The 25,466-nt window shown below is 35.4% G+C and carries 20 protein-coding genes and 11 tRNA genes; 3 read left to right on the top strand and 28 right to left on the bottom strand.

Annotation, left to right across the window (positions count from 1 at the left end):
• Positions 1-94: 94 nt before the first annotated feature.
• Complete coding sequence (locus tag CHSO_RS05040) at positions 95-1,633, bottom strand: SulP family inorganic anion transporter (protein WP_045493075.1); 1,539 nt, start codon at positions 1,631-1,633, stop codon at positions 95-97.
• 623 nt (positions 1,634-2,256) lie between these two features.
• On the opposite strand from CHSO_RS05040, the gene CHSO_RS05035 reads away from it, so the two are divergent.
• Positions 2,257-2,682 (top strand): transposase, encoded by a 426-nt coding sequence (locus CHSO_RS05035; RefSeq protein WP_045493072.1) that lies wholly within the window; start codon positions 2,257-2,259, stop codon positions 2,680-2,682.
• Between the two features lie 11 nt (positions 2,683-2,693).
• On the top strand, positions 2,694-3,041 hold the full coding sequence (locus CHSO_RS05030; RefSeq protein ID WP_045493069.1) for a hypothetical protein: 348 nt from the start codon (positions 2,694-2,696) through the stop codon (positions 3,039-3,041).
• A gap of 847 nt (positions 3,042-3,888) precedes the next feature.
• On the opposite strand, the gene CHSO_RS05025 is transcribed toward CHSO_RS05030, so the two are convergent.
• The 3 genes from CHSO_RS05025 to CHSO_RS05015 all read right to left on the bottom strand — a co-directional run bounded on the left by CHSO_RS05025 (position 3,889) and on the right by CHSO_RS05015 (position 6,804).
• Positions 3,889-4,110, bottom strand: coding sequence for a hypothetical protein (locus tag CHSO_RS05025; protein ID WP_045493066.1), 222 nt, complete (start codon positions 4,108-4,110; stop codon positions 3,889-3,891).
• Positions 4,111-4,446: 336 nt separating this feature from the next.
• Complete coding sequence (locus CHSO_RS05020; RefSeq protein WP_045493063.1) at positions 4,447-5,109, bottom strand: hypothetical protein; 663 nt, start codon at positions 5,107-5,109, stop codon at positions 4,447-4,449.
• Between the two features lie 177 nt (positions 5,110-5,286).
• Positions 5,287-6,804, bottom strand: a complete 1,518-nt coding sequence (locus CHSO_RS05015) for a TROVE domain-containing protein (protein WP_045493060.1) — start codon at positions 6,802-6,804, stop codon at positions 5,287-5,289.
• 438 nt (positions 6,805-7,242) lie between these two features.
• Between CHSO_RS05015 and CHSO_RS05010 the strand changes: the two genes are divergently transcribed.
• Positions 7,243-7,695 carry a VOC family protein gene (locus CHSO_RS05010; protein WP_045493057.1) on the top strand — a complete coding sequence of 151 codons (453 nt, stop codon included), beginning with the start codon at positions 7,243-7,245 and terminating at the stop codon, positions 7,693-7,695.
• Between the two features lie 300 nt (positions 7,696-7,995).
• Here the strand turns inward: CHSO_RS05010 and CHSO_RS05005 are convergent, their stop codons facing one another.
• The 24 genes from CHSO_RS05005 to CHSO_RS04900 form a co-directional block, all read right to left on the bottom strand.
• Positions 7,996-9,342: an SWIM zinc finger family protein gene (locus tag CHSO_RS05005; protein ID WP_045493054.1), complete on the bottom strand. Its 1,347-nt coding sequence runs from the start codon at positions 9,340-9,342 to the stop codon at positions 7,996-7,998.
• A 4-nt stretch (positions 9,343-9,346) separates the two neighbouring features.
• Positions 9,347-12,043, bottom strand: a complete 2,697-nt coding sequence (locus CHSO_RS05000; RefSeq protein WP_045493029.1) for a DUF6493 family protein — start codon at positions 12,041-12,043, stop codon at positions 9,347-9,349.
• Positions 12,024-14,558 carry a DUF6493 family protein gene (locus CHSO_RS04995; RefSeq protein ID WP_045493026.1) on the bottom strand — a complete coding sequence of 845 codons (2,535 nt, stop codon included), beginning with the start codon at positions 14,556-14,558 and terminating at the stop codon, positions 12,024-12,026. Before CHSO_RS04995 ends, CHSO_RS05000 begins: the two co-directional genes overlap by 20 nt.
• Positions 14,559-14,789: 231 nt before the next feature.
• Positions 14,790-16,763: an AAA family ATPase gene (locus CHSO_RS04990; protein ID WP_232509154.1), complete on the bottom strand. Its 1,974-nt coding sequence runs from the start codon at positions 16,761-16,763 to the stop codon at positions 14,790-14,792.
• Positions 16,764-16,874: 111 nt separating this feature from the next.
• On the bottom strand, positions 16,875-17,426 hold the full coding sequence (locus CHSO_RS04985; RefSeq protein ID WP_045493015.1) for a 3'-5' exonuclease: 552 nt from the start codon (positions 17,424-17,426) through the stop codon (positions 16,875-16,877).
• Between the two features lie 69 nt (positions 17,427-17,495).
• Positions 17,496-18,041, bottom strand: a complete 546-nt coding sequence (locus CHSO_RS04980) for a 3'-5' exonuclease (protein WP_045493013.1) — start codon at positions 18,039-18,041, stop codon at positions 17,496-17,498.
• Positions 18,042-18,076: 35 nt separating this feature from the next.
• Positions 18,077-18,640 (bottom strand): metallophosphoesterase family protein, encoded by a 564-nt coding sequence (locus CHSO_RS04975; protein WP_045493010.1) that lies wholly within the window; start codon positions 18,638-18,640, stop codon positions 18,077-18,079.
• Positions 18,641-18,753: 113 nt separating this feature from the next.
• Positions 18,754-19,704 carry a hypothetical protein gene (locus tag CHSO_RS04970; protein ID WP_045493007.1) on the bottom strand — a complete coding sequence of 317 codons (951 nt, stop codon included), beginning with the start codon at positions 19,702-19,704 and terminating at the stop codon, positions 18,754-18,756.
• A gap of 231 nt (positions 19,705-19,935) precedes the next feature.
• Positions 19,936-20,949 (bottom strand): RNA ligase, Rnl2 family, encoded by a 1,014-nt coding sequence (locus CHSO_RS04965; protein ID WP_045493004.1) that lies wholly within the window; start codon positions 20,947-20,949, stop codon positions 19,936-19,938.
• Between the two features lie 107 nt (positions 20,950-21,056).
• A complete protein-coding gene (locus CHSO_RS04960) occupies positions 21,057-21,428 on the bottom strand; it encodes a cyclic-phosphate processing receiver domain-containing protein (RefSeq protein ID WP_084220931.1) in 372 nt (123 codons plus the stop codon).
• Between the two features lie 86 nt (positions 21,429-21,514).
• The gene (locus tag CHSO_RS04955; protein WP_045493000.1) at positions 21,515-22,000 is read right to left on the bottom strand and encodes a ribonuclease H-like YkuK family protein; all 486 of its coding nucleotides are present in this window, start codon (positions 21,998-22,000) and stop codon (positions 21,515-21,517) included.
• Positions 22,001-22,118: 118 nt separating this feature from the next.
• A tRNA-Glu gene (locus CHSO_RS04950) sits at positions 22,119-22,190 on the bottom strand.
• Positions 22,191-22,280: 90 nt separating this feature from the next.
• Positions 22,281-22,363, bottom strand: a tRNA-Tyr gene (locus tag CHSO_RS04945).
• Between the two features lie 255 nt (positions 22,364-22,618).
• Positions 22,619-22,690 (bottom strand) — tRNA-Glu (locus CHSO_RS04940).
• A 90-nt stretch (positions 22,691-22,780) separates the two neighbouring features.
• Positions 22,781-22,913: transfer RNA gene (locus tag CHSO_RS25760), tRNA-OTHER, on the bottom strand.
• A 504-nt stretch (positions 22,914-23,417) separates the two neighbouring features.
• Positions 23,418-23,499 (bottom strand) — tRNA-Cys (locus tag CHSO_RS25755).
• 252 nt (positions 23,500-23,751) lie between these two features.
• A tRNA-Asn gene (locus CHSO_RS04930) sits at positions 23,752-23,823 on the bottom strand.
• A 5-nt stretch (positions 23,824-23,828) separates the two neighbouring features.
• Positions 23,829-23,901 (bottom strand) — tRNA-Leu (locus tag CHSO_RS04925).
• A 101-nt stretch (positions 23,902-24,002) separates the two neighbouring features.
• Positions 24,003-24,074, bottom strand: a tRNA-Pro gene (locus CHSO_RS25750).
• 68 nt (positions 24,075-24,142) lie between these two features.
• A tRNA-Arg gene (locus CHSO_RS04920) sits at positions 24,143-24,216 on the bottom strand.
• A gap of 6 nt (positions 24,217-24,222) precedes the next feature.
• A tRNA-Lys gene (locus CHSO_RS04915) sits at positions 24,223-24,296 on the bottom strand.
• Between the two features lie 8 nt (positions 24,297-24,304).
• Positions 24,305-24,372: transfer RNA gene (locus CHSO_RS04910), tRNA-His, on the bottom strand.
• A gap of 577 nt (positions 24,373-24,949) precedes the next feature.
• A complete protein-coding gene (locus CHSO_RS04905; protein ID WP_045492995.1) occupies positions 24,950-25,078 on the bottom strand; it encodes a hypothetical protein in 129 nt (42 codons plus the stop codon).
• A gap of 126 nt (positions 25,079-25,204) precedes the next feature.
• Complete coding sequence (locus CHSO_RS04900) at positions 25,205-25,456, bottom strand: hypothetical protein (protein WP_045492992.1); 252 nt, start codon at positions 25,454-25,456, stop codon at positions 25,205-25,207.
• Positions 25,457-25,466 lie beyond the last annotated feature (10 nt).

The following is a 25,466-nucleotide window of genomic DNA, read 5'->3' as shown; positions in this document are numbered from 1 at the left end:
TTGATTTGAAATTCAAGGTGTAAGGTTATTGATTTACCTTTTTCTATCTTCCGTTTCAAATCTCCATATCTTTTATCTAAATTTTTGCTTTTCCCTATTTTTCCGGCATCACCTTATACGTTGGATCATCCTGAATATTGACTTCTACTACAGCTTCAGCGTTTTTCAACATTTTACGACAATCTTCACTGAGATGACGAAGGAATAATGTTTTTCCCAACTGCTTATATCGTTTTGACAATTTATCTACAGCATCTATTGCACTCATATCTACAATTCGGCTTTCTTTAAAATCTACTACTACTTCATTGGGATCATTCATCGGATCAAATTTATCTGCAAAAGCTGTTGCTGAACCGAAAAACAAAGGACCCAATATTTCATAGTGCTTGACACCATTCTCATCAATATGCTTTCTTGCGCGAATTCTTTTCGCGTTATCCCATGCAAAAACCAAAGCGGAAATAATCACTCCTACCAAAACAGCAAGGGCAAGATTATGCAGTATTACAGTAATTAAAGCCACAGTAATCCCCACAAATATATCTGACTTTGGCATTTTATTCACAATTCTGATAGAAACCCACTGAAAAGTACTGATAGCAACCATCATCATTACGCCTACCAAAGCTGCCATCGGGATTTTCTCAATAATTGGTGCTCCAAACAGGATAATGAATAAGATCATAATGGAAGCAATAATTCCTGATAATCGGGCTCTGGATCCTGCATTAAGATTCACCAAAGTCTGGGCAACCATTGCACAACCGCCCATTCCGCCAAAAAAGCCGTTGGTAATATTGGCCAATCCCTGTGCTACAGATTCTTTATTGGTATTTCCTTTGGAATTGGTAATTTCATCCACCATAGATAAGGTCAGTAATGATTCGATAAGTCCTACTCCAGCCATAATTAATGCATAAGGGAAAATAATCTGTAACGTTTCCAGCGAAAATGGAATCTGCGGGATATGAAAACTTGGGAGGTTACCACTGATATGGGCAATATCTGCTACCGTTTTTGTCTGGATATTGAATCCAAGCACTACCGCAAATACTACAATAATGGCTACCAGCGATGCAGGAACAGCTTTCGTAAGCTTTGGGAAGAAGTAGACTACAGCAATGGTAAGGGCCGTTAAACCACCCATAATATATAAAGGTATTCCCTGAAGCCAGCTTACAACTCCATTAGTGTCTGTAATTTTAAACTGCTCAATCTGAGCCATAAAAATAATGATCGCAAGCCCATTTAGAAAACCATACATCACCGGCTGCGGAATAAGCCTGACAAACTTCCCCAATTTAAAGATTCCGACAGACAGCTGTAGAACTCCTGCAAGAGCTACTGTTGCAAAAAGATACTCAATTCCGTGAGATTTTATGAGGGCAATCAGAACCACAATGGTAGCACCGGCTCCTCCTGAAACCATTCCCGGGCGGCCTCCTAAAACAGCTGTTACAAATCCCATCATGCATGCAGCATACAATCCTGTGAGTGGAGAAAGTCCTGCCAGGATTGCAAATGAAAGAGATTCAGGAATCATGGTCATAGCTACGGTAAAGCCTGCCAGCAATTCATTTTTATAATTTATTTTCTTCGAAAAATCGAATAAGCTTATAGTATTTTTCATTGAAGCACAAAGGTATATACTTGCTCAGTGGTAAACAATTTTCTTTTTCAACTTTTAGTATATATTAGTATTTTAATTTATTTCACACATCTGTTTACATAATATGTTAATTTTAATTAAAATTCGTTCATAAAGAAACTTTTTTATATTTCTCCCTATCTTCGTTTTTAATTTTTGTTTAAATTTGAAAGCTATTAAGCAGATTATTTGGTACTAAACAAGATATTCTAAACATAAAATACTGGTTGTTAACACACCTACAACCTTTCAACACAAAAGCTTAACGTAAATAGAATGGCATGAAGCAACTTTAATAGGCTATATATTATTTACACAAATGGAAGAAAAAAGAAGTTTGAAAAAGAAGATGAGCAGTAAAACCATTGGAAATAATGCATAAACCTAAAGGTAAATTAAACATATCCTTTTAAAATTAAGCTGTCCTAAACAATTTCCTAAGACTTTTATAGTCTCATTTCGGGTATTCAAGTTTTTTGAAAATATCCCAATCCTTCAATTTCAAAATTAAGTGAATTATGTCCTGTAATGCATAATAATATATATCACCTATTTTACGTTTTCTTATGCATAAGTTTTAATAATATAGATAATATTAAATAAAAATGTTATACAAAGAGATCCATATTGGAAGTTTTATTAAGGAGAGGGTTGATGAAAATGAAATAACCATGGAGAGAATATGTAAATTCCTGGACAGCGATGAAGGAGCTGTAGAAGGAATGTACAACAGCAGATCAATAGATACGGATCTTCTCCTGAGATGGAGCAAATTACTGGAATATGATTTTTTCAGACTTTACAGTTCTCACTTGATTTTATATGCTCCCCCGGCAGCACCCAATAAAAATCAGCAGAAATCGGATAAAATTCCCTACTTCAGAAAAAATATTTATACTCAGGAAATTAAAGAATTCATTATGAAAAGAATTCTTTCAGGAGAGATGACCCAGAGTGAGGTGATTAAGGAATACTCTATTCCTAAAAGTACGCTTCACAGATGGCTTCAGAAAAGTGATATTAACGGATAAATTGATAAAAAATGCGTCCCAATTATAAAAAGATTTATCAAGACATGCTTAAGATGGAGTATCCGGATAAGTTAAAGGATCCTAAAATAAAGGAACTTCTCGGAAAGCTTGATACCAGTGAAGATGTACTGAAATTCAATGACAGGCTTTTCAAACCTTCAAGGGAAGGCCAAAGAAACAATCAAAAACTGAAAACCTATGACAAAAAAACGATGCTCAAACTTCTTGAATACCAAAAGAAGCACGAGCATTCTACCAGTTATATGTCTAAAAAATATAAGATCAGCAGAACCACGCTTTCCAAATGGAAACTGATATTTGAAGAAGAGCTGGATCATGCCATGAAAAAAAACCGATAAATAACTTATCGGCTTTTTTGTAAAGGTAATAAAAAGGAAAAAACGGGGCGCTACGTTGGCCGGAGTTGAACCGGATAGCCTTGCCGGAGTTACCGACTGCGCTATTCCTCCCCAAAATGGTGTACGATGAATTTTTTCCTAACGACACTTTTTATTTCCTGAAAAGGAAGTTGCAAGGAAAAAGAAGGAAAAAGTTAGAAAATTACGATACAAAGATTATTTCCTACTCTCACTTTCAGCTTCGTTTTTATATTAACAAGGCAACAGACCAATAGTGATGTCGTGCTCTAACCACCTGAGCTACTCTTCCTATTTTTGTAGTGGAAGAGACGGGATTCGAACCCGTGCCCCCGTCGTGATGAATGAAGTAGCACTATTTTACGGCACTTGTTTGTTTTTTTTAAAAAAAAGAGGCAAATTTTGAAAAGACATGTACAGATCATTTTCATGATCTTTCTGGAATCGAACCAAATTAAACCGAAGTAAGCCTTTTCTACGGCACTCTTTTATACAAATCAGGGTAATATTTTAGAATCGTTCATGCATTTGCTCTACCTGCTGAGCTACCTTTCCTTTTCGAGGAAAAAGGCAGGATTCGAACCTGCGACCCAATGTTTATTCAATCTCGAAGTATGATTCTAAGACGACACCTGATTTTTAGTCTTTTTTCATTTGTATTAGTTTCTTCAAGTATAATTTTTGAACGACACTTGAAAACAGTAAGGCAGTCAGTTAAACAGACTCCTATTAACAGTGTGCTATCCTTACATGATCTGTTTCTACAGAACAGGACTTGAACCTACACCTCTGTTATCCCACGAAGTAATTCTGTTTTACGGCACTTGCTTTATTTTTCCCATTGGGTTTTTCTGTATTCCTTCCAATTTCGCTGAAACTTGGTTTCCTTTGCATTCACTACTTCTAAGCCATGTGGAAAACAATATGAACACTCTAAGTCATTTCCATATTGGAGCCTGGAAATCTGTACTCCGGAAATTTTCATCGGAAAATCAATTAATTCGTATTCATTGGTTCCGAAGATCTGTCTTAATGTTTTAATTTTTTTCATGAGTATTGAGTATTAACCTCAATACACTGCTTCTTTTAGATCTGATTTATAGTTGTTCATGGTTATGAGTTGATATTACAAATTTATATGGTTACTGCGTATTCTTTTTACGCAGTTCATTTTTTATAAAAACCAAGCAATGTATTGTAAGAGTAATTAGTTTCAATGGGAAGTTGACGATGAAACTCTTACGGACGGCATTGGTTATTTTACCGGGTAATTTGACGAAAGACTCTGTCAGTTTGGAATCGAAGGAGGCCTTTCTTACGACACTGGTAATATTAACACTGCAAAATTATGTACTAAGTGCGCATTCTTTTTACGCAGTTTTATTTTTTATTTAATGCCGGACATGAAGGCTGAAATTCTTTCGGCATTGTCAATATTCATCTTTTTCAAAATATCTGAAATCCTGTTTTTAAAATGAGTTTGGTGGTACATCACCTTGTCTAATTCATCTTTAAATTCTGATTCTTCAATATCAAATTTTATTTTCACATCTTTCACATCATTGATATTGGCTTCTGTATAATCTGAAAAACTAATCACTCCTTTTTCTCTTTTATAGAAGACCCACGGATGTCCGATCCACATTTCTGCCCATTCGGAAGATCTATTATCTATAACTTTCTCCCAGTTTTCTATATTTTCAATATCCCCACAACAACTTGGCAGAATAAGAACCTCATCCTCTTTTTTTAATACAATTCCGCCATCAAAAGAGAGTACAAATCCCATTTCCTCCGGGGCATCAAATTCTACTTCTGTAAGTTTTGCGGCTACAATGATCTGTAAACTTTCATCATCAATGGTTCTAATATTAACCAGATGAGATCCTTTCCGAAATTCATTACAATTAGTGGTAAGTCTGGAAGCTGTTTCTGTCCATTTCAAAAATAATTCTTCAGGATCAGGATAATCAGCAAGTTGGGGTAATTTAAAGTCTTCTTTGGAATATTTTAACGGATTAATCTCAATGGTGTTAATAAGCTCTATCATACTATATCTCTTCATTTACTAGCCCCGATTGCAGCGACATCCTTTTTCTGAATTGCCCTAAGACAGGCGAAAAAGATATAGCGGAAAGCGGGAATAAGCTCCTAAATATACTAATGATTTATAAGATCCTGCTGTTAATACCAATGAACTTTACATTTCAATAGAAGGCAGTGCCTTTTACAGCACTACTTTTTGAATGATTTCTATGGCTGATTTTTGATCTTCCAACGCATTCAATACATCAAAAATCTTATCTGACCAACCTGCAATGAGGTATACATCATTTCTTTTGACATCGATGGGCTGTCTGCCATAACCCGCCAAATCAAAAATATAGAGTTTAGCATTGGGTGCTATCATTTTATACCTGTTCCATGTATCCTCAAAAGAGTTCCCTCTTCCGCTGGTATCGTACAGTTGAGTATCTGTAAACAACATTACTTTATCTACTGTTTCTTTTCTTTTGATAAGGTCTTCAATCACCAGGTATCCATTGGTAGCATATCCTACTTCCCCTTCACGTTTGTAAAATACATCTACATTGTTCAAAATACCCTGTTTTGGCATCGGAACACGCAACCATCGGTCACCAAAGATTCCTGTAACCACATTTTGACATTTTGACTGCAGAATCATAGACATCAGCAAACCGATATCATACAACAAGATCTTACTCTTAGGAGAAACCGATTTCTGCATAGAACCTGAAACATCCGCCGCAATCACTACCGAAGTATTGAATCCGAAACCTTTGATATTTTGAGCACTTGCCACTAAAGCTTCTTCCAATGCGCTCCAAACAGAAGATAGATAAGGGGAATCTAGCTTTTTTAATTCCCTGTACGCCGCCAGGAAACGGAATGGCAATTGTTTTGAGTTTCGAACCGCTCTTTCATCTGACAGATAACTACATACTTTACTCATGGCCTCAGGAGAAACTCCTGCTTCAAGAATATTTCTTAGGTTTCTCAGAGTGGCCATATAGCCTAATTTATTACTGAAGATGAGTTCTTCCCATTTATTTTTGAAAGCCAGCTTCTTTTCTGCTTCATCTGCAAATTTTTTCTGACCCAATACTGAAAGTTCTACTTCCCATGTATAAGGGGTATCTAAAATATCATATACAATTTTGTTGAAAATGGTCTGCTGATTTTCATCCTTTGCTTTTGGATGAACCAGAAACAAGGCATCTTTAAAGGTTACTTCTCCTTTTCTGTTGTATTTGGCGAATTGGTATTCATCGAATTTATTGAATGATTTCACCAGACCTTTCTGGATCTGCTTTGATAATCTGTTCAGTTTTTTGGTTTCTGTTCTCTCGTTCGCTAGCTGGTAATATGCCAATAGTTCAGTGATTTCATCTGCTCTCTGAATAACACCGTCTACCGTTCTGCTCACCAGATCCGTACCGGAAGCTTCCTTCGCCAATTCTGTAGCTAAAACCAAGGGAATGGAACGCAAATGCATATCTTTTCTTGCATATACCGCAAGCTTGGCCACAAATTCAGGGTCGTTTTTCTGAATCAGAGACTGAATTCGCTCTAATCTGTCATTTCCTTTTTCATAAGTAATGTCTGACAGTCCTGTTGTAACCACAGCACTGTACAATTCTTCTGCAGGTGTCATCACATATGCTTTTGCACCTTCGTGGTTGGTTACCACTGTTTTCTCTTTTTTTAGAAAGTTAAATTTCATGAGTTACTGTTTTATTGTTAAACATAAGAAGAGTTAACGCTTCCTCTCTGATTTCTGATGCAAAGTAAAAACAAGATTACGCAATCTTTTTGCGTAGATTATTTTTTTGAAAAATTAATTTAAAATTGATGGAAAAAGAAGTTAAAGCTCTCGCAGATTGGGCTGATAACGTAGATTTTTTAAGTTTTGGCTAAAGCCAAATGGATTTGTTTTATTTATTTAAGCGGGCTAAAGCCCACCCCTATTGATGTTGATATCCGCATGGATATATACACGGATAATTGTTGTTTAACGACAAGATCTTTTATCTTTTATCTTTTATCTTTTATCTTTTATCTTTTATCTAATCCTTCTATCATTCATTTTCATGAAAGAAATCGGTATTAGCAGGCTTTTATGCTGTTGTTTACTAGCTTTGTGTACATTAAAATTAAAACTATGATTAAAGGATTATATGAGACTCATGTTCAGGTAAGTGATTTGGAAAATGCTATTCAGTTTTATACAGAAGTTTTGGGTTTGAGATTGGCCCACAGAGATGAAACAAGACCTATAGCATTCATGTGGATTGGAGAAGAAAAGGAGTTTATGCTTGGATTATGGGAGCAGAAAGAAAATCTCCAGACCAGACATTTTGCCTTTACGAGTACGAAAGAAGATATTTTAAATTATTCTGTGAAGTTTTTAGAGAATAAGAATTTAAAGCCTTATAATTTTCTGAAAAACGGAAGTGTAGAACCTATGGTATTTGCATGGATGCCTGCAGTGGCCATTTATTTTAATGATCCGGATGGAAATCAGCTGGAGTTTATTTCTATTCTTGAAGGGAATGGAAAACCTGAACTGGGTGTTCTTTCTTACAAGGAGTGGATAGAGCAGATACAAAATTAATTAACCTGAGTTCGGGATAAGACATTTCTGTTTTTAGTAAGGAAGGAAACCTGGAGCTGGGAGAGGGAAGTGAGTTGAGGTTTAAAAAACCATTTACAACCCTGTAATGTATTATTCCTTTAAAGACTGCTTCATCAAATTTTACGGCAACATCAGAAATGTTAGTTCCGATAGTAACTTCCAGCCTATTATCCTTAATTTTATGATCCCGAACTCGGGTTAACTACATTACCACAAATGCCTTTAGATTTGTAAATCTAAAGGCATTTGTGGCAAAAGGTTTTGTCATAATATGATCCATTAATTGTTATTAACAAGTTTCTTCACTGCCAGAACATGTTTACAAGGGCCTCTTTCACCTTGGTATTTACTGAACCATTCACAAGTACAGCGTTCTTTATCTTCTTCAAGGATTACCGTATGATGTACACCAGTCCCCTCTACTCTAGCTTCTGTTCTTTCTTTGGTATTGTTTAAAATTTCCACTTTTCCATCTTCAATAAGCTTTTCAGCATTTTTCATGCGGGGATTTAACCCTAAAATACGGCTTAGTTTAAAAGGTAATCTGCGGTAGAAAAATTCATTTTCATCAAGATCATATCCTAATAATCCCATCGCTGCAAGTCTTCCTGTCAGATTCTCTGTCTTACTCAAACTAAGGTTTTCTTCCAGTGTCAGAACAGTTGCATTGAATGATTGATTAGCATAAGCATATTTATCCAAGGCATCAATCCATTCATCAGGAACCTCAGTGGTTAGGCTATTCAATACAGCTCCTTCTCCGGAGAACCCACGCCAGCTTTCTCTTGATAAGGAAAAGCTGAATCTTATATTTCCCATATATAATTGCCAGGTTGTAGATTTCATATTTGGGTGTGGAAAAACCTGCATGGAATCAATATACGGAAGCAGAGGTTCCAGTAAACGAAGCCTGTGAAGCCCACCAATGCAAACTGTATCAGCCGATTTTACAGGAGAAAACATCGGTTTATTTCCTCTCACAATCAGATAATAATCAGACTTCACCACCCCTTTCGGCATTCCTCTAAACAGCTGTTGGGTCTGGATCTTATTAAAAGTATGCTGTTTTTCCGATTCGGACAGATAGATCTGAACCGTTCCGAGACCTTTGATCCATTTTACAGGCAAAGGAACTTTTCTTTCCACTACTTTTTTTTCTTCTCTGTAGAGCCCAACTTCTTTTTCCCCTACAGAAAGCATAATATTTTCGTTAGGACGAATACTTCCCAAAGCGGTTATCATAGGTTGATTAAAGTCTACATTAGTTGTTCCGTTCTCCAAAAATTCACCATTTAATCCATCCGGAAGAACATCTACACGGGCATATACGCCGGCACAGTGAGAAAATCCTTCGAAACGAAGCCTTTCATTTCCTGCAGTCACAATTGGATCTTTCAAAAGTGCCATCTGAAATGGTGACAAATTGAAGCTTGACTTCACAATATTGGAAAGTGTAATCAGACAACGAGCTAATATAAAAGGCTGACCTACATTTCCCCAGAAAAAACAGGGAATATCAGTATTTTTCTGTATCTCGCTGTATTGCGCAAGAAACAGTTCTTCAAGGTCATCTTTCTTTACAAAGGAAGATGACCTTGAATAATTATAAGTAAGCATATCTTCCATACATTTAATTTTTTAGAAGATGATTACAGATTTTCTTCAGGCTCGAGTTTTCTTTCCAGTCTTTGAGTTTTTCAATTACTTTTTTATTGGCTTGGGACTGGTTTAAAGCCAATACTTCATGATATACTTCCAGCAGCTTCTTCAGATTGGTAATAGGTTTATCCATCTGAAGCAGAATAGTGGAAATTAATTCTTCGAGTGCAATATTATGATTTTTACTAACATTCAGCATCTGATGTTGGATAAGGTCTGTAAATCTTTTTACAGGGGCCCACTCCAATTTTTCATGGGTGCCAATTACTTTTCCTAATCGGGTATTGTCTATCATCTTATGAGAAACATGTTCCAGCCAGATTTCAGCAGCCGTTCCACGAATGGTTTTATCTCCATCCAGGAAAATAGTTCCCAGGAACAGATATCCCATTTCATCCAAAGGTTTTTTAACCTGGTAAAGGGCCTGGGCTGTATTCAACACCAGATTTCTTTCGTAAACTTCTGCAATACCTGAGTAGAAAAGACAGCTCTTAATCACTTTTGCCAAAGCACTACCCAAAGTATTCGGGAAGCACCACATCATGCCAATGGTTTCTGAAAGTTCTCTTGGTTCAGCAATAAAATATTCCAGAAGCAATGGATTTTTTCTTTTTTCAAAATGATATTTTGGAATCACAATATTCAGCTCAGCCGGATAATATGAATTTTTCTTACTATCAATAGTTTTCCACTGATAAATTCCTGAAAAGAATTCTGTCGGAATCGTATCATATCCAAAACTACCGAACTCTTTGAAAACCTTTCCGGGAGAGCGTGTAATTCCGGCTGTCATCCACCATGCAGGATGTTCAACCTTTCCTTTTGGTTCAGTATTTTTACCAAAGAAGAAAAGCAGCAGATCTTTGTACTCGCCTTTTAATTTTTTTTCAGCCAGCTGTAATGCTTCGGATGTGTTATCCAGAGCACATCGCTGAAGGGCCAGCTGCATATCAAGATGATGAGGTTCTATATTTTTATTCTGATAAACTTCCAGCCTTTCTACTAAAGTAACAGGAGAAATCCAACATGGTGCATGGGTAATGGCAAACAGTAAAGGAACACTGTCTCCTGCTTTTATTTTTTCATCAGTAAATATGGCAAGTTCTTTAAAAGCTTTCATAACAGGGCTCCCTGCTCCCACTTTCGTTATTGGCCCCAGCTTTTTATGATAGTTTGAATAGGCTTCCCTTGTGGTCTCTTCATTAGAGGTTTTTTCATATATTTTGTTCAGGTTTTTAAGCTGAACCGGATATTTTTCCAATAGATTCAATCCGTAATTAATGATGAGATTACACAACAGGACATTCAGATACGGAACTTCCCATTTTGCAATGGTTTTACAGGCTTTCAAAAATACCGGTTCTATCAGTTTTACAGATTCTTCATCTACATCATTGGCAAAACGGGCAAATCCGGATAAAGCGGTATCACAGTGATGGCTGTACGGATCTTCTATAGCCAAAGGAAGGAAGAACATTAAATCTTCAAAATTTTCAAGTACTTTAACTTTATTTTCGTCAGTAGTCAGGATTATTTTTTCTGAAACTATAGCTTCCAATTCCTGTGGTTTTTCTTCTATATAAGTTTCTAAAAGGGAACGTACATTCGTTAATATATTATCTGAATAGTGGGAAATAGATTCCTTTATTGTTTCGGATGGCGGAATGTATTTCAGGATAATTTTGGCTGCTTTTGACTGTATCCCATCATCTTTACTTACAAATGCAGATGTTAAAGCCAACCCCAATATCTCAGGATTAACTTTTCTATGCTGGAATATTTTTTCCGTTAAAGTAAGACTACTCATCACCACGGTTTTCACTTCCATACTCAGCAGATTGGGAAGGTAGTGGGCAAATTCTTCATGTTTAAAAGCGGGGCTTCCTACCATTTTTTTCAAATGTATAAGAATGGTATTGACTGCTTTTGACTGTGCAGATGTTAACCCGGCCATTAATTCATCCTGAAGTTCTATCAACTCATCTTCTGTTGGTTTTAAAGCAGTAAAAGCATCCATAAACCATCCTGTCACGTTCTTATTGAAATTTCTGTTGGAAGCCAGAAGGCATTCTTTTAAAAATCTTGTTCTTTCAATTTTCTGCTCAGCGACAAGCTTTTGTACTAATGGAAACCATTCTTTCTGGAAGGGTAATGATTTCGATGGATATTCGCACAAGTACCAAAAATGGGTACTGAGTGTTTCAGGGTGCTGATCCAGATCAGCAGGATAATTACTTAAGTGATGCCCCAATAATTCTGGTTTGGGCTGGATGTAGCCTTTTTCTGTCCATCCTAAAATATGCTGATAGTTAAATGCTGTAAACTCCGCATCAATAGAATCATTGATAAAATCGGAGAACCAATCCGGGCATCCCCATTCCAATATCTGCTCTGTCTGTTCTATATTGCGGAAAAGACTCCAGTAGTTTTTACCAAAGTTCTTTTGATCCATACAAACAAATGATGCAATATCAATAATGGCATGCTGATTGACAGAACCTGCTGTATGGTAAGAATTTTTGGTCATGATGATCTTGTTGATCTCACGATCCATTTTTTTTATCGTAGGTACTAATGTCTGCTTTTCTTCTGCGCTAAGCTGCTTTAAAAAAGGGACAATCTCATGGAGTCTCTCCTCATTAAGAATCTCATAAAGTCTTTCTTTCATGTGTTTTAATTTGATGTATAATTTTTTTCAGGTTATTTTCGTTTTCCCACTCTTTAAGAACTTCAGCAATTTTCTCACTTACTTTGGTTCTGTTTTGGTTCAGCAGTTCATAATAAAGCTCTAATAGCTTTTTAAGATTAAAAACCGGTTTTTCTACTGTTGAAAGAATGGATATCAACAGTTTTTCAAAGGCCTGGTTATGACTGGCAGTCAGATTAATAAATCCGGATAGCCCATCTGTAAACCTTTTGACAGGAGCCCATTCGAAATTGATCTTTTTACCAATTATAATTCCCAGTTCATGAATATTAAAATCTTCTGAAACAGCCTTATTAATAAAGGCTTCAAAAGCTATACCAGAGAATGTTTTATCTTTATGAAATAATCCTGCAGACATTACTAAATAATGCACAGACTGAAACGGCAGATTCAATTTCATCCAGGCATCAAGGAATTCTATATTTCCTTTTATATCATATTGGTAGGCAGAACAGGACAAATCGCCATTGTATTTTCTGGCGGCTAAAGATCCTGAAAAGTAAGGAGCCGTATATAAAGTCCGAATCAGATCATCCTGATAGATGGTATGATGAGAATTAAAAAGATGGTCTAAAAATGAAGCATTTTCAGGCAATTCTTTGTTATTTTCAATAGATATTAATGATTGGGGAACTTCTTCTGTGCTATTCCATTTATAGATTTTCTTATATCCTAATTTCCAGTCGAAGCTGCCGTCAAGAAATTCTTTTTCGTAATAATTTTTAAAATAGTCCTGTTCAAAAACTGGCTTTAGAAAATCGTAATATTCCTCATTAAGTTGCTCTCTTGCATATTGTTCTCCTTTTTTCAGGTTTTCTTTTTCTACCCGAAGTATGGCAATCTCAAGATCAAAAGGAATAGGTTTCCTTCCTCGCTGCTGGTAGATTTTTAATTTATCTACAAGAGTATTAATGGTAATCCAGCAAGGTGTATATTCTGGAACAGAAAGTAGTGGAAGTTGTTTGTTTTCTTTTAAGAATTCAAATATTCCTAACAAAAGCTGATGGTAAGCTCTGAAAATAAAAGGGGTTCTTTTTTCACTCCAGTTTTCGAGTGTTGGAAATCCTAAATAAGCCTCCGATACTACTTTTGATTTATTTTTTTGCTTCAGCAAACCGTAATTAATAACAAAGGTCGCCATCAAATGTTGAAACCCTACGGTATCTTTCCTTTTAAATGCCGCATTAAAAGCAGGTTCAAGCTGATTAAAATGTTCTTCCTCAAATTCACCATTGAATCTAATGAGAGCATCCAGAAACAAATCAATGTGATAGGTTTCATTATTATTGAAGATCTGAGAAGCCAGGAAAATAAAATCATCTATGGACTCTACAGGAGTAATAGGCTGTGATACATGCCATGAATCAACTGCATAATTCTGTTCTTCTTTATTTTCAATGACTTCGTTTTCTATAATGAATTTTTCCAGTAAAGTCTGAGTATCAGAAAGAAATGATGTTGTATAAAATGTAAGTTCCTTCCTTATCTTTTCTGATTGCAGATCTCCATATTTAACAATAATTTTGGCTCCTTTCGTTTGAAGCGTTTTATCTTTATTAAGAAAAACAGGCATCAGAGAAAGACATATTGCTTCATGATATTCCTTATTGTCTTTCGCTATTTTCTCGAGTGCCTGAAGCGATGCATTAACAATATTCTTTGTTGGGAGAGTCATTAAAGATTCTGTAGCCTGTAAAAAGTCTTCTGTTTTAAAATCGTTTTCTGCAATAACCGGATTGATCATCTTTAATACCCCAGGAAACAGTGAATGTTGAGTGGAATGAAATATCATAAACATTTCATCCTGTAATTCCAGAATTTCTTTTTGAGAAGGTTCCAGATAAGCAAAAAACTCAAGGAACCATGTATTATGTTCTTTTGAAAAATTAAAGTTAATCGCCGCAAGACTTGCTTTAAGGGCTCTCGAACGATCTATTTTCTTTTCCTGAACAAGGTTTTTCAACACATCTTTCCAGCTTCTGTTATCATAAACAGATGTGATGCTGCATTCATGATCAAACAAAAACCAGATATGAGATTGCAACGTTGCTGGATAGGTAAACAGTATTTCTTCTGTTCTTGATGATGAAGAGAGCAATGATGCCCAAATTTCATCATGAAGGGTAAGATAGCCTTTCTGCTCCCATTCCAATACTTTCAGATAATCGAATCCATCAAGAAATAAGTAACTTTCTCCAATCCAATCAGGAACATGGCTCTCAAAAAGTTCATCAACAAGTTCTACCGGAATGGAATAAAATCCCGGTCTCATCTTTTCATATTCATCCTTCGTTTTACTGCATGCCAAAGCAGCCAACACCGATATTGTATTGTGCCCCCATTCTTTATTGATATGTTTCTTTAAAGTGGCAGCAACTTCTTTTTTATCTTTGGGTGTAAGTTTCTTCAGGAAAGGAATAATCTCCTTGATTTTATAGTTTAAATATATAGTTTTAAACTCTTCGTCAATAAACATAAATTCACTCTTGACGGCTAAAATATAAAAAAATGACTGACAGGCAGTAAATTATCCCCAAAAAGTGAATTTTTTAACAAAACTTTAAGTTAATAAAACCATTATACAGCTATTTATAACCAGGATTTAATTCTTTTTGTTAAAAGATATATGAATCAAAATACATCCGGGTTGCCCCACTATTATTTCTATTTTGATTATGGAAAAGACATTCTTCATTACCCTATAAAATTACTGTTTAAAAGTTCTTTCTACTTCGGTTAAACCCATTTTTGCAAGATGCCTGTATACCGTTGCAAGGGTAAGGTTTCTTTTTTCAGCAATTTCAAAAGGAGGCATTCCTTCATCAAATAACTCAAAAGTGATCATATGGGTTGGCTTTTTAACAACTGTTATGGAAGTATCCATTTCAATTTCTTTGTTAAATAAAGAAATATCTAATAGACAACAGGCTTTTAGTCTTTCAATATATTCTTCCAGGTCATGTAAAAATTTCTTTGTTTCTTCATTGAAGGTTTTTAAGCCTTTGGTTCCTATCGTTTCTGTGTAAAGGTTTTTCAAAGGCAATAAAATTTTTTCTGCTGCATTTTTATAGAAAAAGTTAACAGCACCAGAACATTTTTCTTCCAGCTCACTCCATAGAATTTCTCCATTGATAAAATCTGATAATTTCAAACGGATGACTTTTTTAAATTTTTCGGATACTTTAAAAAGATGGTCACTTTCTCTTTCAAATTCATCATACAAAGCATTGGCTTTCTCCGGATCTGGTATTCCGGAAGTAAGGATTATGTCTTTCCAGTTCATTACAGCTTCTTTTAACCAGCCTGCATCTACTGTCATCTGAACTTTATGCAATGTATAATCATATTTTTCATGTTCAATGATTGGGAGTAAACCGTCATTCACATTGGTAGAATTTTGAAAGTCTTCAATCCTATGGTCTCTGAATATAGCATTCTGTGAAATTTCAGATTTCAAAACGATTCCATTCAGGGTTCGGCAACGACTTAATGCGACATACACCTGCCCGCTTGCAAAAGACCTTCCGGCATCAATGATAACACGGTCAAATGTCAGTCCTTGACTTTTGTGAATAGTAACTGCCCAGGCCAACCGAACAGGATATTGTTCGAAACTTCCCAGCACTTCCGTTTTAATATTTTTATCGGCATCCAGCGTATATCTTTTTTGTTCCCAGACTTCCGTAGTGAGAGTTATTTCTTTCTTACTTCCATCCAACACAGCTTTTATGGTGTCTTCATCGAGATAGGAAATTTCGGCTAACTTCCCGTTATAAAAGTTTTTTTCGGGTGATGAATCATTTCTGATGAACATAATCTGAGCGCCTACCTTCAGTTCTAAAGTTTCATCAATCGGATACTGGGTTTCTTTAAATTCACCAATCACTGAGGCTTTGTACAACAATGATTCTGTCCCTAGCTCTGCCAGTTTTCTCTGGTTAATATGATCTGCCATACGGTTATGAGAACACAAATGAATATACGTTTCATCTTCTGGCTCAAAATCAGGATTGTATCTGGAGTTCAGTTTTTCAAAATCCAATTCGCGGAAATCTGCATGCCGTACAGCATCCAATATTTCCAGAAATTCTTCATCCTGCTGGCGGTAGACTGTCGTAAGTTCTACTGTAATTAACCGTAGATTTTGTAATGCTTTGGCTGAAAAGAAAAACGGAGTTTCGTAGTATTTTGATAAAATCCGTTCAGAATCGTCTCTCACTACGGGAGGTAACTGATACAAGTCTCCAATTAACAACAGCTGTGCTCCACCGAATGGCAACTGATTTCGTCTCACCCTTCTTAACGAATGATCCATCATATCTAATAAATCGGCTCTCAGCATGGATACTTCATCAATGATAATGAGCTCGATCTCCCGAAAAAAATCCAGTTTTTCTTTTCTGTACTTAAAATGAGGAAACAGCTCATTGATATTCATCGCAAGATTAGGATCAACAGGCTCTGTAGTAGGCACAAATGTACGTGAAGGAATCGCAAACAACGAATGTATGGTTACCCCACCGGCATTAATGGCTGCAATCCCTGTGGGGGCAACGATGATATGTTTTTTGTGTGTTTCCTTTACAAAGTTATTCAAGAAGGTTGTTTTTCCCGTTCCTGCTTTTCCTGTCAGGAATACACTTCTGTTGGTATGTTCAAGTAATTCGATGAGTTCCTCCAAGGGATACAATTTTTATCAAAGGTAAATTATAAAAATAAAGTAATCCATAAAAAAGAGACTGAACACGCTGGAACAATCTCTAATAATCAATTATTTTATTTCTGCTGAATTTTAATTATTCTGCAGACACCAATGCAAAATTTTGGCAATATTTCTGGCATCATCAACACCTCTGTGATGCGTGCCATCAAGCTTAAACCCAAGTTCATTGAGTGCTCTCTGCATTCCTACACTTTTTCTTACAGTAGGATGAATCTGCCCAAATAATGTTTTCACATTGATATGATCGTCATGTAAAGGATAATCCAGATAAAATCTTCTGGCCTGGTCCTGAAGCATATTCAGATCATAGTTTCCATAGCTTGCCCAGGTTAGCTCTTCTGAATCGTATTCTGCTCTCAGAATATCAAATGCATCATCCAGCATAATGCCCTCACTATCCAGCATATTTTGGGTAAGGGTGGTAAGTTCCGTACAAAACGGGCTTACTTTTGAATATTGAGGTTTTATTAAAATCCCTTCATTTTTGGAGATCTTACCGGTTTTTGCATTCATAATACACACCCCGATTTCTATGATCTCGCTTTCCTGACCTCTCGGTGGGCGGTTTTCCCAACACGTGGCTTCAAGGTCTATAATGAGTATATTTTCTGTTGTTTTCATTGTTTTTTATTTAAGATTAAAAAATGGAAGTTATTTATTGTTCCGAATCTTCAACTTCCATTCAAATAATTACTCCAAAATCTTATTGAGAATTTTGGCTGTGTTATAAGCATCGTCTGCTCCGCTATGATGATTTCCCTCGAAATCCATTTTCAGATAATCCAGGGCTCTTTTCAGTCCCATAGATTTATATAATCTGAAATGTCTTTTGAATTCGTACATTACATCCAGGTATTGTTCTGAAAAAGGATTTTCTATTCCAAGCCAATCACTTTGTTCGATGATCTGCTCTCTGTCGAAGTTTCCGTATCCGGCCCAGGTGAGCAATTCAGGATTGTATTCATCCCTGATCTTCTCACAGGCTTCTTCAAAATAGATTCCTTTCTCTTCTATCAATTGCGGTGTAATTCCCGTTAGCTTTGTACAAAAGCTATTGATTTCTGATCTTTCGGGAATAACATAAATGCTTTGTTTTTGTGAAATGGTATTGGATATCAGATCCAGTTTACAAATTCCCATTTCGATAATATCGACTTTCTGTCCGATTGGAATCCTGTCGTTTTCCCAACAGGTAGCTTCCAAATCGACAATTATGATTTGATTAGTTGTTTTCATAGTTATTAGTAAAATAGTAATGAGAGTAAGTAAAATTACTCCCGAGGCCCAAATGGTGGTGTCCATTTTTTCTTTTTCATGATTTCCTTCACTTCTTCGTAAGAAATCGGGTAAAAATTGTGGCAATCTACTCCTACATCAAAGCTCAATGCCATTTCATCATCCTGTAATGTTCCGTGTGAGTGTCCATATAACTGCCAGACTCCGCGATGGGAGCCATTCCAGGTTCGCATGGCGTAATGGAAGAGAATGATTTTCTGTTTTCCGTTGCTATTATCCGGTTCATCAATTTTCAGCTCGTGATAATCCCTGATGGAAGCAAATCGTTTAGGATATGTTAAAGCTGCTCCTTCATGATTACCTTTTATCAAATGGATATTTCCATTCAGCTGATCTAAGATTTCTTTTGTAAAATCCGGCTTTCCAAGACTGAAGTCTCCTAAATGGTAGACTGTATCTCCGGGATTGATTCTTTCATTCCATCTTTTAATGAGCTCTTCATTCATTTGCTCTGGAGACTCAAAAGGTCTTTCAGAGAATTTTATAATATTTTCGTGACCAAAATGATGGTCTGCTGTAAAAAATATATTGGGTTTCATTTCTTTAGTTTTTGTTGTTTATTGAACCACCCCTTCAAATCACAGATTTGACACCCCTCCAGAAGAGGGGAATATCACGTCTTCAACTTAAATTTTTGTGAAGGAGTGGAATCTTAGTTTTTTTCATTTCGAAATGCTTTATAAAAAGCGGTTTCAATTTCCTGTTGATCATTTTCAGTATATCTTCTTGAAAAGTGGATTGGAATGGCTTCTTTCACCTTGCAATCCTTCATGATTTTTCCTGATGCAGAAGCAAAACTGTGATAATTGATCTTTGCAAATTCCTGATCTGTATCCTTATAAAAGGTTTCAATATAAACCATATCAGCCTGATTGAAAACAGTTTTTATCTTTTGATAATTGTCTTCATCTACTGCATGATCCATGATAACTCCTAATTTATAACCTTCATTTCTGGTTAATAAATGAAATAGATCTGAGGATTTATATAAAGTTCCTTCTATTTCAATTTCCTGGTCAGAAATATTATTTTCAAAGGCTTTTTTCAATTCGCTGATCCATTTTCCTTTTTTAAAGTCAGAAGTATTTTCATGAAAAGTCACTGAATCTTTTTCTTTAAACAGATACGCAATGGAATCTGTTTTGTGATCCAGAATGGCAAAATCAACATGTACATATTCATCTTCAAAAAGGAAATCCTGAGTCTTTACAAATTCATGTGTCCAGTAAGGAGGACGAAGGCTGTAAACATTGATTTCTTCTTTGGAAACAATTTCACAGATCTCGTATCCAATTGCATTTTCAGCTATTAAATTCCATGTGTAGGATTTTAATCTGGCTTCAATTTGCTGGTGAATATTCTTCGGTCCACAGATGACTACTTTTTCTCCACTTCCAATCTGATGTCTGAAAATACCGTCAAAGTTGGCAAAATGATCGATATGAGTATGGCTGATGAATATTGCTGATAACGTCTGCGCTTCCTTTACCGTCAACAAACTGGCTTCCCCACAATCACATAAATAATGCTTTCCTGAATTGGGAACTTTTATTAATATACTGATGTCTTCTTTTAAAAGACTTTTTATTTCTGCTTGTAACATTGTTTTTCTTTTTAAACCACCCCGTCAAAAATTCTTTGAATTTTCGCCACCCCTCCAAAGGAGGGGAATTTTCACGCCTCCAACTGAGATTTTTGTGAAAATTGAATATTTGAGATTCTTCATTCTATTCCCAGGCTCTCAGTCTATATTTAGAATGATAAATTTGAAATATCCTTTTGAAGGTTCTGGTTGGGTTATACATAAAAAAGTTCCGGTAAAAATTTACCGAAACTAAACTTTAAGAGTCATCAACTCTTCTTTTACACAATCTATGACTGCAGAATTCAATTTTTTGTTGATCCTTTTCTGCTCATCTTTTTCTATTGTAGTGAAAACTGACGGAAAATCTTTTTCAAAATCTTCTAAAATGTCCTGTGCAAAAAGGCCTATGACTTTCCCTATCATTTTGGGTTCAAATTCACCAATTTTGCTCATAACATTATTTAACCTGTTTGCCGTTACATATTTTTGGATTTCCTCCCAGATATTTTGAGCTGTTTCGCTAAAATGAACTGTTTTCTGAACTGTTTTTTCCTGTTTTCTAACCATTTTAGACTTTTCGATCCATTTTTCATTCTTATTTTTTAGAATGACTCTGGCTCCGTTCCCGAAATATCTGGTTTTTAAAGTCTTAATAATAGTTCCTTCACACATATTATTCAATTCTGGTAGTCCTAACCATGTTGGGATTTTAGAATTGAAAACATTAGGAAATCTCAAAGCTTCTTCTAAAGTTCCTTGAAATAAGGTTTTTGCATAGAAAAACCCTGTCTCTTCAAAAATTGAGTTGATGATATCCGTATCTAAATAAGTAACCCCATTCAACTTAATGTCGAATGCATAAAAATCGTTGTAAGGTGCATATTCAATACCTTTTTGCACTTTTATAGCATCTTTTACGGGTTCTACTTCTTTATGTTTGTAACCGCCACCGAACAATTCACCGTAGATGACTACTGTTTCAACATTCGGGTATATTGTTTTCACTTTTTGAAACAAATTAATTACATTTTTTCTGTATTGTTCCAAAATCTGATGTGCATTGTAAAATTTCTCTTCTTTTTCAATGAAAGCTGTTCTTTTGGCGATCTTAATTTCCTTTCCGTCGGTAAAGAAAGAGAAATTAGCCCCGTGAACTTTTTCCTGCACGATGAAAACCTCATCCCAAAAGCCCTGCATCCTGATCTGATCGATCATGCGGGTTTGGTAAGCATTTTCTATAGAGTTATATGTTTTGAAAATCATTTTTTTTTAGTTTTTAATCATTTCTGATTGGTTGTTTTTCATTTGGGTAATGTGCCTTTGTGCATGAAGTGAGGGTAAGATATCCTGAATGAATCTGAAAATGTTCATTACAATTTTTTAAAGTTTTTTAAAAGTTTTTCAATATTCTCCTTTCCTACAGGGTTCATGGAGTGAGAGTAGAATCTCGGTAAGTCTAAATCGTTATCCATACAATATTCTACCAGCCATTTGGCACAATCATAACCTGTTTTCTCAACAAATTCTTTTGCATCTGGTTTCAGATAATGCTCATCTGCTAGGTCATGATCAAAAGAAATCATTTCCGGAAGTCCTTTTTCCAGAATCCTGTTGACAAACTGATCGTAATTCCGAACAATATGCCAGTCTTTTCTGAGAAATATGTCCTGTTTGGTATAACGATACGCTTCAATCGGGTATCTTATATCATCCAGAAACAATAGTCTTTTGGTTATTTTCATGGTTATTAGTTTAAATTTTTATTTTTTAGACTGGATGCAGGAAGTTCATATCATAATGTTAAAAACTTCCTGCTTTCCTCCTTATATTACACCATCATATCGGCACAATTGGAACTTGCGAAGGCAAAAGGTTTTGCTTTAAACACATAGCCCATTCCCAGAATGTATCCCATGGCATCTTTTAATGCTACATTAGATTTAAAATCCGGATCGGTATTAATGTCTGCGTGTACCTCCATTTCTACTCCATAAGTGTCCAATACAGCACAAATCGCGTAAGCAATTTCAACGGATTTGTTGACTTCATTCAGCATTCGTTCCTTGATACTGATGGTCTGTATTTCTCTTTCTTTTCTGATAAAGGTAAACGCTCCTTTTCCCTCACGAATCAATACTACTGCCGTAGCATAATTAATAGCTTCTCCATATACGTGAGAGTCTGATCCCACACATACTTTCAGACGATGTCCGTTTGCCTGTTCGCGGATAATGGCTTCTTCTACCAGCTGTGTGATAGAATGTCGGAAAATTTTTCCATTCATATTCTGCCATGTTTGTTGTTGCGTTTCCATTTTTTCTACATACTTTATTTATAATTGATAAACGATTATTGATAATTAATTTGTGAACCATCAATAGTAAATTTTTAAATTGCCTGCAAAGCAGATTCACTACTGTGGGTTCATTTAGTACTCTATAAGGGAATCGAACCCTTATTTTCTGCTCGAAAGGCAGGCGTCCTTACCGTTAGACGAATAGAGCGGTTTCTATGAGTAATGAGTAATTGGTGATGAGTAATCATAAAAACTACTTTTCTACCTTCATTACTTCTTATTCATCATTTGTGTCTTGTGGAAGTAGTAGGATTCGAACCTACTCAGCGATAAGCAACAGATTTACAGTCTGCCCCGACTCTCCAACTTCGGCGTACTTCCGGTTTTTTATAAGCAATGAGTAATTGGTGATGAGTAATGATGAAAACTACTTTTCTATCATTCATTACTTATTGCTCATTATTTATAAAAAAATGCAAAAGGTTGTCTGTATTTTTATTAACTAAAGATCTTCTGCTCTTGACAACCCTTTTTTCTTTTCTTCATTTTGTGTGAATGATAACTGGCCAACTTTTTTACAATTTGAACTTTCATGGTATTATATCAATTATGTATTGACCAGTTATTCACATCCAGTACTCTATAAGGGAATCGAACCCTTGTTTTCTGCTCGAAAGGCAGGCGTCCTTACCGTTAGACGAATAGAGCATTTTTATAAGCAATGAATAATTAGTGATAAGTAATGATGAAAACCACTCTTCTATCATTGATTACTTATTGCTCATTATTTGTATCTTGTGGAAGTAGTAGGATTCGAACCTACTCAGCGATAAGCAACAGATTTTAACTCTGTTTTTCATTTTTTCTAAGGAATCGTTCAATTCGTTCCTCATTTCAGTCTGCCCCGAGTCTCCAACTTCGGCGTATTTCCGGTTTTTTATAAGCAATGAGTAATTGGTGATAAGTAATCATGAAAATTACTCTCCTATTATTAATTACTTATTGCTCATTATTCATTATAAAAAAGAATAAGCTTGTCTTTAAATTTGCTTAACAAAAAGAACTTCTACGCTTGACAAGCCTTTCTTTCGAAAATTATATTGAGCATTTAATATTTTCTTTGACCAACTGACCAGGAATCGAACCTAAACAACAAGAGTACATTTCCTGCATGCTGCCATTACATTATCAGCGGATTTTTTTATGAGTAATGGGTAATGAGTAATGATGACAATCATTCTCCTATTATTAATTACTTATTGCTCATTATTCATCATTAAAAAAGAAAAAGCCTGTCTGTATTTTGTGTTTTTGGCTTAAAGATCTTCTGCGCTTGACAGACGTTTTCTTTTCTTAATAAAGGATATTCTTTGTTATAAGTGATAAAAGATCATTGATAAATGATTCTTGATACTCACTTATAATTTTAATTTTGAGATGGTTATGGGATTCAAACCCACTCAGCTTACGCAACGGTTTTGCAGACCGCCCCGACTCTTCCACTTCGGCGAACCATCAGGTTTTAATATGAATAATTTTTTACTGCTTATTATTCAAAAAAACAAAGTCTGTCTATACTTTTTGTTTGAACTTCTGCGCTTGCCAGACTTTATTTATACCTAAAATTTTATTAATCATATTTACATTAACTCCCAACTGTTTTGTTGAGAAAGAAAAAAGCTTGTCTGTATTTTCATGTTTTGGTGTAAAGATCTTCTGCTCTCGACAAACTTTTATTTTCTCCTGAAACAATTAACATTCAGTTACTGCGATTCCGGAAAGATTCGAACTTTCAACTTCTGGTTTAACAGACCAGCGCTCTACCATTGAGCTACAAAATCTTTTGTACGGGAAGAGGGATTCGAACCCTCAGCGCCTTGATCCTAAATCAAGTGTGTCTACCGTTCCACCATTCCCGCGGCTTTTTTATGAGTAATGGGTAATTAGTGATGAGTAATGATGAAAACTACTTTTCAATCTATAATTACTGATTACTCATTGTTCATTACTGATACTTCTGTCTGGAAAGCAAGATTCGAACTTGCGACCTCCCGCGTCCAAGACGGGTAAACAACCACCGTTATCTTTCCAGTTTTTGGGTTCACTTCTATTTCTTTTCCGGGAGACAGCCGGATTGGAAAACTTCGGTGAACCTCTTCGTGATTCCTAGAGGATTCGAACCTCTAACTCTGGGTTTAGAAAACCCATACTCTATCCAGTTGAGTTAAGGAACCGTTTAGTAACCCCAGAAAGATTTGAACTTTCAACCCCCGGTTTAAAAGACCGGTGCTCTAACCATTTGAGCTATGAGATTTTATATTTTGGGTATCTCCGGGGATCGAACCCTGTTCTCCGGTTCCACAGACCGACGCTTTACCAAATAAGCTAAAGAAACCATAAAAAAAGCGCCTCTTTTTGGGAGGCGCTCGTTTATATTCTGACGTAAGAGATCATTAGCTGACCCACGTATATAAGCACCTTTTATCCACAATTTCACTATCATAAGCACACACCATTCCTCTCGGCTCTTGTCCGAATCCTGTAGAATGTTGATTGAGTATGTTACACAATTGTTTCATTTTATTTTTGTTTTGTTTTTAAATTATTTTTTGTTGAATTCTGAAAACCTGTTGCTTTCAATTTTCGGTTGCAAAGTAAATATGATTTTTTTTAACCTGCAAATAAATTTTAAAGTTAAATCATTGACAATCAGGTAATTAATCTTTAATTTTAGAGTAAGTAATTCCTGTCCGCACTATTTTGCAGATATCTTAATTACCTAAATGACTGTCTCTCATTGGGTTGTCTATCACTCTATTTTATTGTATTAAAATTGCATTGTTAATTAAAAATTTTTCATGTTTATGGTTATTTTTTTTCATTCTAAATAATTTCTGACCTAAAAAACAAAAAACGCCTCGATTTTTCGAGACGTTTCTGTTGTATTTTGATTAAATTTTTACGGGTTTACAGTAAATAATTTCCAAAGTCAGCACATTTCGCCTCATTCCATATCATCCCATCATATGCAAATAATCCCAATATTGATGGGCTTTTGCATAGTTCTGCATTGATATGTGCTCTTTGTATTGTCATAATTTTCTGGTGCAAAGATAAATCTTTTTTGGTATTATTTTATAATTCTCACAACGAAGAGTAATAAAACAGGGGTCTCTAATCCTTTTTAACAGATGAATTCTATGTGTTTGAAACCTAACATTTTCATTCTATTTCTTCATTAAGGTTTTCAAGTTGTATGAACAGATCTCCTTGATAATCATACAGACTTTTATGTTCCGAAGTTGCTATAGCGACAACTTCTTTAGCTTCTATTAATGAAAATGCCGGAAATTTCTCCTTAATCTCCTTTATGGCATATAAGGGTGATTTTCCTTTTGAAATTATTTCCTTTACAATTTCAAAGGGATTTTTATGGTCATATTTAAAATGAAAATATTTAGCAGTATTATCCATTCTATTTTTT

Origin of the sequence: Chryseobacterium sp. StRB126 (assembly GCF_000829375.1) — a bacterium.
Lineage (GTDB): Bacteria > Bacteroidota > Bacteroidia > Flavobacteriales > Weeksellaceae > Chryseobacterium.
This window is presented reverse-complemented; position numbering and strand designations above follow the sequence as displayed.

What these genes read in the sequence shown, in the direction of transcription:
- CHSO_RS04975 (WP_045493010.1), bottom strand. Translation starts at nt 18,640, where the DNA reads ATGAAACCCAATATATTTTTTACAGCAGACCATCATTTTGGTCACGAA.
- CHSO_RS04985 (WP_045493015.1), bottom strand. Translation starts at nt 17,426, where the DNA reads ATGAAAACAACAGAAAATATACTCATTATAGACCTTGAAGCCACGTGT.
- CHSO_RS04960 (WP_084220931.1), bottom strand. Translation starts at nt 21,428, where the DNA reads ATGAAAATAACCAAAAGACTATTGTTTCTGGATGATATAAGATACCCG.
- CHSO_RS04980 (WP_045493013.1), bottom strand. Translation starts at nt 18,041, where the DNA reads ATGAAAACAACTAATCAAATCATAATTGTCGATTTGGAAGCTACCTGT.
- CHSO_RS05005 (WP_045493054.1), bottom strand. Translation starts at nt 9,342, where the DNA reads ATGGAAGATATGCTTACTTATAATTATTCAAGGTCATCTTCCTTTGTA.
- CHSO_RS04900 (WP_045492992.1), bottom strand. Translation starts at nt 25,456, where the DNA reads ATGGATAATACTGCTAAATATTTTCATTTTAAATATGACCATAAAAAT.
- CHSO_RS05000 (WP_045493029.1), bottom strand. Translation starts at nt 12,043, where the DNA reads ATGAAAGAAAGACTTTATGAGATTCTTAATGAGGAGAGACTCCATGAG.
- CHSO_RS05010 (WP_045493057.1), top strand. Translation starts at nt 7,243, where the DNA reads ATGATTAAAGGATTATATGAGACTCATGTTCAGGTAAGTGATTTGGAA.
- CHSO_RS04955 (WP_045493000.1), bottom strand. Translation starts at nt 22,000, where the DNA reads ATGGAAACGCAACAACAAACATGGCAGAATATGAATGGAAAAATTTTC.
- CHSO_RS05015 (WP_045493060.1), bottom strand. Translation starts at nt 6,804, where the DNA reads ATGAAATTTAACTTTCTAAAAAAAGAGAAAACAGTGGTAACCAACCAC.
- CHSO_RS05035 (WP_045493072.1), top strand. Translation starts at nt 2,257, where the DNA reads ATGTTATACAAAGAGATCCATATTGGAAGTTTTATTAAGGAGAGGGTT.
- CHSO_RS04905 (WP_045492995.1), bottom strand. Translation starts at nt 25,078, where the DNA reads ATGACAATACAAAGAGCACATATCAATGCAGAACTATGCAAAAGCCCA.
- CHSO_RS05025 (WP_045493066.1), bottom strand. Translation starts at nt 4,110, where the DNA reads ATGAAAAAAATTAAAACATTAAGACAGATCTTCGGAACCAATGAATAC.
- CHSO_RS04965 (WP_045493004.1), bottom strand. Translation starts at nt 20,949, where the DNA reads ATGATTTTCAAAACATATAACTCTATAGAAAATGCTTACCAAACCCGC.
- CHSO_RS04995 (WP_045493026.1), bottom strand. Translation starts at nt 14,558, where the DNA reads ATGTTTATTGACGAAGAGTTTAAAACTATATATTTAAACTATAAAATC.
- CHSO_RS05030 (WP_045493069.1), top strand. Translation starts at nt 2,694, where the DNA reads ATGCGTCCCAATTATAAAAAGATTTATCAAGACATGCTTAAGATGGAG.
- CHSO_RS05040 (WP_045493075.1), bottom strand. Translation starts at nt 1,633, where the DNA reads ATGAAAAATACTATAAGCTTATTCGATTTTTCGAAGAAAATAAATTAT.
- CHSO_RS04970 (WP_045493007.1), bottom strand. Translation starts at nt 19,704, where the DNA reads ATGTTACAAGCAGAAATAAAAAGTCTTTTAAAAGAAGACATCAGTATA.
- CHSO_RS05020 (WP_045493063.1), bottom strand. Translation starts at nt 5,109, where the DNA reads ATGATAGAGCTTATTAACACCATTGAGATTAATCCGTTAAAATATTCC.